The 12662-nt window shown below is 54.7% G+C and carries 11 protein-coding genes and 1 pseudogene; 6 read left to right on the top strand and 6 right to left on the bottom strand.

Features of this window, described 5'->3' with window-relative positions:
* Positions 1–83: 83 nt before the first annotated feature.
* Positions 84–395 (bottom strand): hypothetical protein, encoded by a 312-nt coding sequence (locus tag ACODNG_RS16460; protein ID WP_434523202.1) that lies wholly within the window; start codon positions 393–395, stop codon positions 84–86.
* On the opposite strand from ACODNG_RS16460, the gene ACODNG_RS16465 reads away from it, so the two are divergent.
* The 3 genes from ACODNG_RS16465 to ACODNG_RS16475 are packed head-to-tail and all read left to right on the top strand — an operon-like array spanning position 394 to position 2744.
* A complete protein-coding gene (locus ACODNG_RS16465; RefSeq protein ID WP_434523203.1) occupies positions 394–1329 on the top strand; it encodes a hypothetical protein in 936 nt (311 codons plus the stop codon). The genes ACODNG_RS16460 and ACODNG_RS16465 overlap by 2 nt on opposite strands.
* Positions 1295–1804 (top strand): hypothetical protein, encoded by a 510-nt coding sequence (locus tag ACODNG_RS16470; RefSeq protein ID WP_434523204.1) that lies wholly within the window; start codon positions 1295–1297, stop codon positions 1802–1804. The genes ACODNG_RS16465 and ACODNG_RS16470 overlap by 35 nt, the downstream gene beginning before the upstream one ends.
* 22 nt (positions 1805–1826) lie before the next feature.
* The gene (locus ACODNG_RS16475) at positions 1827–2744 is read left to right on the top strand and encodes a phospholipase D-like domain-containing protein (protein ID WP_434523205.1); all 918 of its coding nucleotides are present in this window, start codon (positions 1827–1829) and stop codon (positions 2742–2744) included.
* Between the two features lie 6 nt (positions 2745–2750).
* Here ACODNG_RS16475 and ACODNG_RS16480 read toward each other — a convergent pair whose 3' ends face one another.
* Entirely contained in the window at positions 2751–3839 is a 1089-nt protein-coding gene (locus tag ACODNG_RS16480; RefSeq protein WP_434523206.1) for a TIGR02391 family protein, read from the bottom strand.
* Positions 3840–4333: 494 nt separating this feature from the next.
* Between ACODNG_RS16480 and ACODNG_RS16485 the strand changes: the two genes are divergently transcribed.
* Both ACODNG_RS16485 and ACODNG_RS16490 read left to right on the top strand, forming a co-directional pair.
* Complete coding sequence (locus ACODNG_RS16485; protein ID WP_434523207.1) at positions 4334–6274, top strand: DNA cytosine methyltransferase; 1941 nt, start codon at positions 4334–4336, stop codon at positions 6272–6274.
* 100 nt (positions 6275–6374) lie between these two features.
* On the top strand, positions 6375–7649 hold the full coding sequence (locus ACODNG_RS16490; protein ID WP_434523208.1) for a DNA cytosine methyltransferase: 1275 nt from the start codon (positions 6375–6377) through the stop codon (positions 7647–7649).
* Between the two features lie 419 nt (positions 7650–8068).
* Here ACODNG_RS16490 and ACODNG_RS16495 read toward each other — a convergent pair whose 3' ends face one another.
* Both ACODNG_RS16495 and ACODNG_RS16500 read right to left on the bottom strand, forming a co-directional pair.
* Positions 8069–9343 (bottom strand): Cdc6/Cdc18 family protein, encoded by a 1275-nt coding sequence (locus tag ACODNG_RS16495; RefSeq protein ID WP_434523296.1) that lies wholly within the window; start codon positions 9341–9343, stop codon positions 8069–8071.
* 201 nt (positions 9344–9544) lie between these two features.
* Positions 9545–9724 carry a hypothetical protein gene (locus ACODNG_RS16500; RefSeq protein WP_434523209.1) on the bottom strand — a complete coding sequence of 60 codons (180 nt, stop codon included), beginning with the start codon at positions 9722–9724 and terminating at the stop codon, positions 9545–9547.
* 902 nt (positions 9725–10626) lie between these two features.
* Here ACODNG_RS16500 and ACODNG_RS16505 point away from each other — a divergent pair.
* Positions 10627–11076: pseudogene (locus tag ACODNG_RS16505) on the top strand (IS5/IS1182 family transposase); the annotation flags it as partial.
* 794 nt (positions 11077–11870) lie between these two features.
* Here the strand turns inward: ACODNG_RS16505 and ACODNG_RS16510 are convergent.
* Together ACODNG_RS16510 and ACODNG_RS16515 are read right to left on the bottom strand one after the other, a co-directional pair.
* Positions 11871–12287: a transcriptional regulator gene (locus tag ACODNG_RS16510; RefSeq protein WP_434523210.1), complete on the bottom strand. Its 417-nt coding sequence runs from the start codon at positions 12285–12287 to the stop codon at positions 11871–11873.
* 28 nt (positions 12288–12315) lie between these two features.
* A complete protein-coding gene (locus tag ACODNG_RS16515) occupies positions 12316–12633 on the bottom strand; it encodes a toxin-antitoxin system TumE family protein (RefSeq protein ID WP_050033092.1) in 318 nt (105 codons plus the stop codon).
* Positions 12634–12662 lie beyond the last annotated feature (29 nt).

Here is a 12662-nt window from a genome sequence, read left to right on the forward strand (position 1 = left end):
ACACGTATCAGCCTGACTTCTATCATTTCGGGCGCCCGGAAGGCGTGCGCGCCGATCCGTTCCCGCTAGCATTCTACTGTCAGTCATGCCAGAAAGCACACGAGTTCTACGATCCCGAGAACCTCGAATCCTCGAATCTGGAACTCGAGTGTGACCGGTGTGGTGGTCCCCTCCGCCAGTATCAGTTCGTAAGCGTCCACCGGTGTGGCGCAATCACCGGCCTGAACGTCCCACAGTGCCAGCACGGACATGGGGACCAGTATATCAAGTTGAATATGCGTGGGAGTCAGAGGGCGAGCAAGTTCAAATGGGAATGCGGTGTCGATGGCTGCGATTGGGACGGCCGTCTCAGCTGGTATCAGAACTGTGACTGTAACTACGGAGACACCACACATGGAGAGGATGGCGATGGGGGAGCCGAAGACGGTGACGGAGACGCTGGTGGCGGGATGTACACGACAGTCGCATCGAGCCGGGAGCGTGTACTATCCGCATTATCTGACGACAGTAAACCTGCGGACGGCGAACCTTGGGCAACTTCGCAGCACGCCGGAGGGAATCTACAAGAGTATCGCGAAGCTGTTCGACCTTGTCTCGCCGGAGACCCAAGTTGCAGACGTTGACCTCGACACCGAGACAAATCCTGACGAAATCGATGAGGAACAAGCCGCGACGCTTCTCATCGAGGATGACGATGTCGACAGTTTTGAGCGGGCGAAACAGAAGCTCCGTGAGAGCGGAGATATCAACAGTCAGACTCTCAGTCACCGCATCGGTGAGCTTCTCGCGTTGGATACTGGAGCGTCGGGATCAGAGCTGGATGCTGCTGGCGATGAGGTACTCCAGTACACGCTTGCGAATCAAGAGCTGACCACACACTCACTCGAGGATCTGGCGAAGCATGCTCGGGAGCGCGAGTTCCCGACGAAAGCAGACCGTATCGCGGCGTACGAGGATGACCTAGACCGACTCGGGTTTAGTGCCACTCGTGTGATAGAGGATTTCCCGATCCAGACGTTCGTGTATGGGTACACGAGAGGGAGTCGGGAGAATGCGAGGATCCAGTCGTTCTCGTCGAGTGATAGTGATGCCGATGAGACACCAATCTTCGTTGATACGGCGGAGACTGAGGCCGTACAGTTCGACTTGGATCCGGTGGAGGTCTTGCTCTGGATTGCGTGTAACTTCCCGGATGCGACAGAGCAGGATCTCGTAAATGGGTCGGTGACCCTGCCAGCTGTTGACCCAGACTCCAAGGACTCCATCAACAGAGCTCGTGAGGAGATTGAGGAGCTTGGGACTGATCGGACAGTATGCCTTCATCCTTAATCATCTACCGCGTGTGGAAGATTTCGGACGCTTCAACACGAACACTGAGGACGGCCTTCCGGGAGATCTGACTCGGGCTGTGTTCACGCTCATACACACTATGAGTCATGTGCTATTGAAGCAGGCGAGTACCATCAGTGGGTTCGATCGGACGAATCTCAGTGAATTCCTGTTCCCGCGGACCCTTTCGTTTGTCATCTATGCCAACAATCGTAATGAGTTCAATATCGGCGGGATGAACACCATGGTTGAACAGCAGCTGGATACGCTCCTGGGGCAGGCGGAGACGACCGGAAACGACTGCGTGTACGACCCGGTGTGTTCACACCGTGGCAGTGCTTGTCTCTCCTGCCTACATGTGAGTGAAATCAGTTGTTCGTATTTCAATCAAATACTCTCCCGCGAGTATCTGTACGGGAGTCGTCAGGGGAGCACGCACGACCTCACCGGGTATTGGTCGGTCACGAAGCAATGACTGGCGCTTGCGAGGATTAGTGATGTCTGAGACTGGGTCTGACCACTTTGATGTCACGCTCGCATTGGCGGCACTGGACGTCAACCTAGACGCGGTCGAGGGGGTGTTACTGACCGTCGCCAGTCAAGACGATGCTATCTCGGTATCCTCGTTAGCAGATGCTACTGATATAAACCCACAGACGGCGAACGATATCCTCCTACAACTTCGACGAGCGAATTGTGCCACACAACACCCCCAAGACACATCTCAGTATTATATCGATGCCCCTATTCTTCGAGAAGTCTTTCGTAAGGCACGTCAGGCCGACCAAGTCATCACCCGATACGAACAGCGACAGCCAACAGAGACGACTGTCCGACCGCTCATTACAGTACCTGACGATGCCGCATTCAGCGACTTCACACCGTCCGAACTCGGGATGGAGTGGTTGCTCCCGATGTTGGTGCGAATGATAAAGCGTGCCTCCGAACGTATTATCATCCTCACCCCGTTCCTCGAAGGCACCGGGCTAAATCGACTTCGAGGCCCACTTGTGGACGCACTCGAAGAGGGCGTGGAGATCGTAATCGTGACGCGCTATCTTAACGATATTGATGCAATCAACCATGGTATCGTCACCGATTTCTGGACCGCAGTGCGGGACGCCGGCGTCAACACTAAGCTGCTTTCAGTATACGATTACACCGCTTGGGATGAGGGTACCCCCGCAAATAATCGGACGCAAGATGGAGCCACACCCAAGGTCACGCTCCATTCGAAGCTCCTTCTCGTCGATTCCATCGAGGCCTATGTTGGGAGTGCGAACGTCACCAATTACGGACTATCGAAGTACCTCGAGCTGGGTGTACACATCAGTGGCCCAGCAGTAGAGGCATATACTGATATCTGTAATCGATTGCTGACCTCAGAACATGCGACCGAGTGGACACACACCTGACTTCACTCACTCCTCACTAGATACTGGTTCGCCCTCTTCGAGTAACAGATACAGGAGGTCTAGATAGTATAGAACATCTCGTGCCTGACGGCGTGATATCTCATTGGGAAACTCTTCAGAGTCCGCACTAGGGTGGGTGTGTGTGAGAGGGTTCCGGTACGCAGCGACGAGCCCTTGATAGAGAAACTGAATTCCTTGCTGCTGGTCGCTATCCGTAGAAAACTTCAGGAATGAGTCACTGCCGGCGTCGGGTTTGAACACCTTCGGCATCAGGTTGGCAGCTGAATCATCTTCATACTCGGGGAACCGTTGTTTGAGAATGCGCTCAAGTTCCTGCGCACCAGCAGCGATCGCTTGAACATGATCTCCAGCGTGATAGCGTTCAAGACTCATATCCGCAAGTCTCGAATCGAGTGGGCCGGTGAACTCACCAGCCCCATCGAGTCGTGGCCAATCATCGTCCGTATAGTTCTGTGTACAACTCAGTACAGTCTGAAGGAACGATTTGAAGGAATGAATATGCCGCGGGTAATTGTCTGCGTCATCATTAGTACGCCCCTGTGGTGGAACATGGACTTCTCCCACCGTCTGTGGGGCCGTGTCGTTCCGGCTCCCGGAGGCTTTAATCGTGATGCCCTCAGGTGTGACGACGAATTGAAGTCTTTCTATCGGCCACTGTTGACCATCTCGGGTATACGTCCCGGTCAGAAACCCGGTGTCAAACTCTAGTGAATCCTCTTGTAGACCACCACACCACTCGGCAAGCCGGTCACAAATGAATCGAATATCCCGCACAGGAATCTTCTCCACAGAGATTGACGCTACTGTGACATCTCTGTCCTCAGATTCTCGAACCTCATGAGAAATATCGAGTTCAGCGTGGTCAGTTTCCACTTGGAGGAGAACCTCTGTCTTTTCGTGTGACTTGAAGCGGCCATCAGCATACTCTTCATGTTCAAATGTGCGAGAAGCTTCCATGTATTCAGGCTGCCACGAGTCTGCTTTGAATACAATCCCACGGCGATACAAGTTAGGCTTTCCCCTCCGCCTCGTCACGATACACAGCATAACTAGGACTGTCATATTGCTCTCCACATCCCCTGTGATTGGTCTTTAAGAATCATGGTTCTCTTGGAATCAATTCATATTGGATGCCTGTCGCCGACAGAACAATAATTCTTGCTGGGGCTATCTGTTGATTCAGTAGGCGTTTGTCGGAAACACTATCCTGGTGATTTATGTGTCGGATGAGTCTAAATGTAGGTATGTCGCAGCGGGCCTCCCCTTCGGACCCACCCAGCCCTCCACGAATCCTCCAAGAGGCAGACCCCGAAGAACAGGCTCTCCACAAGCAGTTCCTCACCCGGAACCTCGATTTCCTCATCGACACACTTACTGCAGCGCAGGAAGCACACTACTGGACGAAACCAGCCGGCTGCCCGCACGCCACCCCAATCGCATTAGCACGACGCCGGTCTGACAGCGAGAAGCACCCTTGCCGATACACAAATCTCACGACAACCAGCAGCGCAGGTCAGTACGAGGCGGCATGTGAATGTGGAGACCCATTATCAGGGAGTACGGACCCTTTGGACACAGTAGCCGCGGTCTGTATAGCTCGTTCCGACCGCACTCCGGGAGAACGATACTACGACCACGAGGATCGAGCCCTCATCGCAGCTCTCCGGCGCAGGCACGACTCGTGGGATAATATCGCCGCGCTATCGGGTAGCGAGCTCCAAACTGCTCTCAATAACGCCTCTAACAGACCAAGCGTCAGCAAGGAGCGAGTCGACCGCCTGAACGACCTTCTCGTGGCAGTACGTGACTGTGACCGGACCACAGGCATCACCCTCAACGACTTCACTGGCGCCCAGTACCAAACCTTGGCCAACACACTCGCTACGTTCCCAGGCATCTCGAAGTCGGATGCGTGGTGGTTGCTGCTCGTTGCCTTCGATTGCCCCGTTTGGCCCGCCAGCCCACATATCGACACCCTCCTGTGCTCGCTTGGCCTCCTCGATCCACACGACCACCAGACCTCCGCCCACCGCAGGACCGATATAGAGGACCTAATGACGAGCCGAGAGCTCAGCGCGCTCCATCGGGCACTCGCAGGGCATACACTCAAAGGCGACACTGATACCTGTAACGAGAGCTGTGCTATCCGCAAGTTCCTCCTGACCCATCGACTGCGAGAACAAACGCATGCGGAAGCCGCAGCCGGCCCGACGGTGATCGATTTGTTCTGTGGTGCCGGCGGCATCTCCCTTGGGTTCGACCAAGCTGGGTACCAAGTCAAATGGGCGCTCGATAACAACGAAGCAGCGACCGACACTTATCGACTGAACCACCCAGAGATACCGCATCGAGATGTTATCTGTGAGGACATCCGCGCAGCCATCGCGGACGGTGTCTTAGACCGCTTAGAGTGTCAGCCAGATATCCTCGTTGGCGGCCCCCCATGTCAGTCACTCTCTCAAGCTGGCTATCGGTCGCGACTAGCGGATGATGATGGGTATAGTATCCTCGACGACGACCGAACTGCGCTCTACAAAGAGTATGTCAAGTTCGTCGAAGCCCTCCATCCCAAGCTACTGGTTTTGGAGAACGTCGAGGGAATGGTGAACGAAGTGAAGGACACCGGCGTGAAGGTCGCTGACCTTGTCATTGAGGCCTTGGAATCCATCAACACAAGCGCTGGTGGCTACAAGTGCGCCTATCGTCTTATTGACTGCTCGGAACTCGGAGTCCCGCAAGAGCGCAACCGCGTAATCATCATCGGGCTCCGTAACGACCTCGTCGACGACACCGATGATGTCACCAATCTGTTCGACAGCCTCCTTGGCGGTACAGAGACACCGACGCGGACGCTCCGGCAAGCGTTATCTGGGTTACCGAAACTCAGACGCGGTGAAGGCGGTCGAGTCGTCACCGCTCAGCGGCCGGGGGTCAGAAGCCGATATGTTACCGAGAAAAATCTAGAGTCCTCGAGCGGTCTGTGTTTCAATCACCGGGCTCGTGAGCATCCGATGGAGAAGGACCAGACGCTGTTCGAGGAGGCCTTGGAGCCGGGAGAGACTGGCTGGGAGGTGAAGTATGCGAAAAATGGCGATTATAGTGATCTCATCGAGTATGACGTGGGCACGGCGGACAATCCACGGTTCAAAGACAAGTACCGGATGCTCGAATGGGATGAACCAGCGCCGACCATTGTCGCGCATCTTGCGAAAGACTCGAACAGCTTCGTACTCCCAGATTACTACGAATACGTTATCAACAACCCTGCGCTACAAGATCCGGCGCGAAATCGCGGCATCACGCCTCGGGAGGCCGCTCGGGTACAATCGTTCCCTGATGACTACATCTTCCTCGGTCCGTTTACAAGCTGGTTTCGGCAGATAGGCAACGCCATCCCACCCCTCCTTGGCAAACAGCTCGCCACCCAGCTGAAACCGTTGCTTGAGTCACCAGTAACGAGAGCGGAGACACCACACCGGTCATCGCCAGAACACGCGACAGATGACTGAAGTCTTTGATCACAGTAGCTGAGAACTGGGGAATCAGCTGCGGGTGGTGGGCGATAGGGAGTGTAGTGTTCTTAACCTCCTAGAGTGTGGCACTAATTGTATGGCGGAAGCTCCAATCGCTATCGATCTCTTCTGTGGAGCAGGCGGTCTCTCCACGGGCCTCGAATGGGCCGGGTTCGATGTCGTGTGGGCAGTTGATTCCGATTCCGATGTGGAAGCCACCTATGAGGCGAACCATACAGCGCCAGTCACGATCGCAGATATTGGGGACCTGACAGCGTCTGAGATGCCAATCACGATGGACGATATCGACTTGGTGGCTGGTGGGCCGCCGTGTCCAACCTTCTCGAAGATCGGCCGGAGTAAGATCGGATCACTTGATAGGCAGACACCGGCAAATGACGCCCGGCATTATCTCTTCGAGGATTTCCTCCGGTTTGTCAACACCATCCAACCCGAGGTGTTCCTGATGGAGAACGTCGCAGACTTCCAGTCAACGGCTGGTATCGAGCGGGAAAGCATCATCGAGGAGATTAAACGCCAGAGTGCTGACGCTGGCTACCAGACAACGGTATATGAGCTTGATGCGGCTGACTTCGGCGTCCCACAGCACCGTGAGCGATGCTTCATCATCGGGAACCAACTCGACGAACCGAATCCTGATCTTGAGGCTCGCGCCACCCATCGCGCTCCGGTCCGGGACACCGAAACCAAACTCAACATTCGGCGTCAGCCCGATGCGTTCACCCAATCGGCACAGGCTACCATGAACAAGTATCTTCCTGAGGAGACGACCGTCGGAGCCCCGGGCGACAGGAAGCCGTGGGTGACGGTCGGAGATGCGATACTTGACCTCCCACCAGTCAGTCCGGACGGTACTACACCACCGAAGACTGCGGACTCCTATCGATTACCGCCAATCACGCCGTATCAGGAGTGGGCACGGAATAGAGACAACGTTGAGGACTGGACTACAGTACAGCTCGCGAACCATACGTGCCGCGGCCACAATATGCTAGACCTCTCCATCTACAAGCTCCTCGGGGAAGGCGCTGGCTGGGATATCAGCGACATCAGCCAGGACCTCCACCCTTACCGGGACGATGTCTTCACAGACAAGTACAAGAAACAGCATCCTAGGAAGCCCGCATCCACGATTATCGCGCACCTCGAGAAGGACGGCCATATGTTCATCCACCCCCGCGAAGCACGCTCCTTGACCGTTCGTGAAGCCGCCCGTCTCCAATCGTTTCCCGACACCTTCAAATTCAAAGCATCCATGGTCAACAACTTTCGGTTGGTCGGGAACGCCGTCCCACCGAAACTCGCAGAATCCCTCGGGGAGGCTATCCGTGACATACTGCTAGCCAGCTGAGTACGGTCTGGACAGCTGTGTTAAATCCGCAGAAGGCGTCGAGATTGTATCATTCTATGCTCGGCTCAGAGCCGCTGCCGAGAGAATTCGGAGATGGAATCTTAGCAGAGAGCGAGAGGATCGAGCTCAGGGGGTGGATCGATCCAATTCATCGACGACGAAGAGCGGGATAAACGTGCGATTTAGAGATCTTGGCCCTCGTGCCGTCATCGGATTCAACAGAGCAGACATGACCGGAATCGTGATCCTCCCCGCTGGTCGCGACGACGCATTTGAGGACTACAAACAGTTCATCCGAGATGGGCACCCAATTGAGGATATTGAGTCATATCTCAATGACGAGGGTCTCGAACTATTTCGCACTACATCTGAAACAGCCGGTTGATAAAGAGTAGGAACTGGCTGTACGGACCGGACTACTAATCCCGCAACCGTCTCTTCACGACCTCCCCAAGTTCTTTCGCAGGAATCTCTTGGAGTCGCTCGTCTTCACTCAATGTATCTAGAACAGCCCCAACGGGCTCGGTGAACTTGAAAACCAAGTGGACACCCGATTTGAATCCACCACTGACCCGTTCGCTTTCCAGAACACCGTACGTTCCGGCCTTATTGATGTGGCTGTTGACCGTTTCTTGTGTGTATATCTCCATGTCGCTTCCCTCACAGAGAATTTTGTAGATGTCGTACACCACAGGACTCGGAGCCGCTCCCTCATTCTCTTTCGCGACAAGTGCGGCAGCGTACAGAGACAGCTTCTTTTGGACAGACATCCCACCAACGATTTCAAGGACCCGATTCTTCACCACAGAGTCGTTTGCCGATCTGACGTGGTCCTGCGTCACCATCGGATCGTCCGCCCGGTTCGCGATCTCTCCAGCATCCCGGAGCAGATCGATCGCGCGACGCGCGTCACCTTCGTTTTGAGCACCGTACGCAGCCACGATCTCGATTACCCCGTCTTCGAGGGCGTCGTCTTTAAACGCATCTCGACGTCGTTCGAGAATTTCGATGAGCTCATTGGCGTCGTAATCCGAGAAATGAATCCCGTTCGGATTGTAGGAGCTGTCAGTCCGGCTGTCAAGGTTCTCGCGGAACTTCGGGTAGTTCGTGACAACCACCGTGGACAGCTGCGTATCAACATGCTGTTCCGACATGACTCGGCTCAAACTATAGAGCAGCCGAGAGTACGCCGGTTCGTCTGCGCCCGTACTGCCGGTCAGCGCGTCGATCTCGTCGAGAATGAACACGAGTGAGTCGAAGTGATCGTCGACGATCTCGTAGAGCCGGGTGTATTTCATATCGGTCGAGACACCCGACCGAGGGACATCCCAAACCACGCCCGCTTTCCGTGCCGTCTGGTGGCCTAGCTTCCACACAGCGCGGTCGAGAGTGTGGGACTCCATCGTTTTGAAATTGACTGCCACAAAGTCGAACTCAATACCGCTCTCCTGAGCTCGTTCTTTGACTTTGTTCGCGACGGCTTTCACCGTCAGGGTCTTGCCTGTTCCACTGGGACCGTACAAAAGCAGATCCGGCGGTCGCTCACCATCGAGAGTGTCCCGAAACGCCCGAGCTTCGGCAGCGAGTTGCTCGTCCCGGCCGTAGATCCGATCCTGATCGACAATCGTACTCGAGTCAACGAGGTCCTTGTTTTCAAAAACAGTCTGTACGTCGCCATCGAGGATGCTATCCACGACAGATGATCCGGACTCTTGTGAGCCACTAGAATCGGTATCTGGCTGCCCCGAGTCGGTCTCGTCGCCTTCCATAGTGGTCATTGTGATCTAACCCCTAATAACCTTTGTCGAAATGAAGGGGGTAGGGTCGAAATGAAAGGGGCGGTGTCGATATGAACACCCCTCCGTCGAAATGAATTTTCTGCCTCTTTCATATCATCACACACCAACTTCGAAGTGAAGACCCCTCCATCGATATGAAATCTCAGACACCAAGACAGACACCCCTTCTTCGAAATGAAATCCCACCTCGGAGTCCTGGCCGCGGTAGATCTTCTTCGAAGTGAGCACCCCTCTGTCGATATGAAGCCATCTAGCCCGGAAATTGTCCCCATCCACACACTCCGTCATCGAAATGAAATACAAAAACACTGTGTGCGAGCCCGGCCACGAGATTTCATCGTGAGGAATAGCACAGGTTCTTCGAGATGAAATGCTTGAACAAAACACTAATACTGCCGTATTAGACCGTACAAATTAGATTTAGAGCAATTTTCTCTGTGGAAGAACCAATTTCATATCGAAGACGGTGTGTGAGAGTTATCTTACTACTACGCCAATCTCCGATTTCATATCGAATACGGGGTGTGAGAGCTACCGATATTATCTCCCGTTGTCCGCTCACAGTAGATACTCCCTTTGTTTTCACATACTCGTTCAACTGGTGGGTAGCCGATACCCACATCTGTACCCGTTGGGGGACGACAGACCGGCCACGAGAATTGACTAGATACCATATCGGGACCTTCCTCGAGGCTGATTTTATCGGTGTGATGGATATCGGTGTGATGGACGAAGCCATCGTATGAGGGACTCGACGTCTCCAAGCGCCTCTATCTCGCTATCTGAGCCGACCGATATTCCTACAGTCTTGGACCGGGCCGGAATCGATTTCGTCAACGTTCATGAGCAGCGACTACTGGCTATCTATCGTACCGGCATTTTCAATGTGACAACCGAACCAGAGTCAGTGTCGAATGCGCACACGCTCGAGATCGAATGTTGGAAAGCACCCTTGCCGTCTCGTGGTAATGAGCGATCACCACAGGAACTTCTCGAGGACTTTGCGGCCGTCTTTGATGCTGGCGATAAGTCCTGAAGTGGCCTATCGAGAACTTCGATTAGAACGACAGTGATCCGTTGAGAGTGCTAGAAACGCTAGAAACTGCTGTGTTGAATAGCGATCTTATCTACCGATATCGACGGTTTAGAAGGGTGAAACTGAGGAAATCGAAGTTGGTATGGAAATCAATATCCTCGACTTCATTGAGCAGTGTCGTGACCTAGCCAAACAAGCATTGGGGAAGCACGCGGGCGAGCCCGCCAGCGGCGAGTTCGCCCGCTGGGTCCACGTCGTCCTCCACTGTTTTCGGCTTGAAGATGGCCACAGCTACCACGAAACGCCGAATCGGCTGAAGTACATGGCTGAACTGCGTGACGCTCTCGACTTAGACCGAGACGACCTCCCAGACTACAGTACGATCTACAAGTCATTTGATCGGCTGAAAATGTGGGTATGGCGGGCGCTGCTGCGCGTTTCCGCGCAGCAGCACCCGCAGTCCGGCCACGCTGCTCTCGACAGTACATTCTTTGACCGGCGACGTGCGTCTTCGTACTTTCGCCAGCGGGCAGGACGGACGATACAGACGCTGAAAGTAACGACATTAACTGATGTGGAATCGCTTGCTGTTCGCCATCACTAACATAGAACCACTGTGTGAGCCGCTGTAACCGTGACTCAACATCTATTCAACACAGCAGTTCAGATGACATACAAGCATTAATGCCCTCGTCTCATCATCTAGTCAGGGATCTGATTCATCCTCTCCAAGTTCTGCCCTTCGTGCTTGCTACTATCGAGGAATGTGAAAAATAGGGGCTCTGCTGAATCCGATGCTGGTGTTTGAGTGGTTGTTCAAGATTCTAGACCGCAGCGGAAGTCCGCCGGTAGTTTCTTTATAAATCAAAATATTATGTTTATTATGGATCATATCGGTCTAGGTTATGTAGAGAATAACAGCTCCAATAATAGAAGACAATTTCTTCAATTAATCTCAGCTGCTGGACTTGGAACATCTGTTTACTGAGCATCGGTGGGGTCAACGATCTCGCCACAGCTAGGGCATTCGGCCCACACGCCCGTGTCGCCGCCAGCGGTCTCATAGTGGATGATTGCGTGCCGACTCGTGACTGTCTCGCCACAGAACGAGCAGTCGCCACGGACCGTCTCTAGGTCATCAGGAGTCATTCTCACGAGTTCACGGGCTACTTCGAGGGGAGAGGGAGCGTGTGACACTATTTTGGAGCGGATCCGGTTGTTGAAACCGGCCCAGCGGTGCTCCCTCTCTTCAAAATTTGAGACTCTGTGACTTATAGTTCGGGCGAGCGGGGCGAAAGTACTGTTCCGGGACAGCAGCGTGACTATAGGTCGTGAGTAGCCATCGCACGAGAGTCCATAGCACACTCCGAGAGCGGTGCGTGGTGACTACGCGCTAGCGGGAGTACCATCGGCGTCGCCGCTATCGATGAGCGGGTAGTCAATGTGGACCTCGATGCGGTCGAACGGAACGACGGGTTGAATCGCACCGCTGGGCCCGCCCGCTTCGAGCGTGAGGATGCCCAGTACTTCCAGCTGCTTCAGGTCCGAGTGGACGTCGGACACGTCACGCTCGACGAGACGCGCTGCCTCGCGCATACTCTCGGGCGCCTCTTCTGCGATCGCCCGGATGAGCTCAAGGCGCAGCGGCGTGAGACTGTCGACGAAGTCGTCGTAGGTGCCGAACTGAAGTGTTGCCTTTCCATCCTGATCGTCGAGATTGTCGGCCTCAACGTCTTGGACGAACTGGAGTGCGTCCTCACGGAGCTGTTCTCGGTCGCCGACGGTGATGTGGAGTGTGGTCATGGTCGGGGTATCGTGTGTTGGTATTCGGTCAGTGCGGCCGGGGCGGGTCGCCGCCGACGGCGTCCCAGTACTCGTCTGCGCTCGCCCAGAACTCGACAAGCCGGTCCTCCATTCCGGGGAACTCGACATCGTCGAGGTCGCCGGCTGCGGTGTGGTGTTCGTGGCCTTTCGTGTCTTCGTGGGAGTTGTCGTACCGGACGAGTGTGAGGTCGTCGAGAGTGCCCAGATGGAGCGTGTATTTCCAGCCTGAGGGATACGTCTCGATGTCGTCGGTCGGCCGAAGCACGACGTTCTCGACGAGACCGGCCTCGACGTGTGTGTACTGGAACAGCGGTTCCTGGGCCATCTCTCACCTGTTGGGACACCGGCCAACAG

The organism is Halorubrum sp. AS12, from assembly GCF_051122765.1.
GTDB classification, from domain to species: Archaea; Halobacteriota; Halobacteria; order Halobacteriales; family Haloferacaceae; genus Halorubrum; species Halorubrum trapanicum.

Excerpts from the sequence above, each read along its gene's own strand:
- ACODNG_RS16490 (WP_434523208.1), top strand. The coding sequence starts at position 6,375 with ATGGCGGAAGCTCCAATCGCTATCGATCTCTTCTGTGGAGCAGGCGGT.
- ACODNG_RS16460 (WP_434523202.1), bottom strand. The coding sequence starts at position 395 with ATGTGTGGTGTCTCCGTAGTTACAGTCACAGTTCTGATACCAGCTGAG.
- ACODNG_RS16465 (WP_434523203.1), top strand. The coding sequence starts at position 394 with ATGGAGAGGATGGCGATGGGGGAGCCGAAGACGGTGACGGAGACGCTG.
- ACODNG_RS16510 (WP_434523210.1), bottom strand. The coding sequence starts at position 12,287 with ATGACCACACTCCACATCACCGTCGGCGACCGAGAACAGCTCCGTGAG.
- ACODNG_RS16515 (WP_050033092.1), bottom strand. The coding sequence starts at position 12,633 with ATGGCCCAGGAACCGCTGTTCCAGTACACACACGTCGAGGCCGGTCTC.
- ACODNG_RS16475 (WP_434523205.1), top strand. The coding sequence starts at position 1,827 with ATGTCTGAGACTGGGTCTGACCACTTTGATGTCACGCTCGCATTGGCG.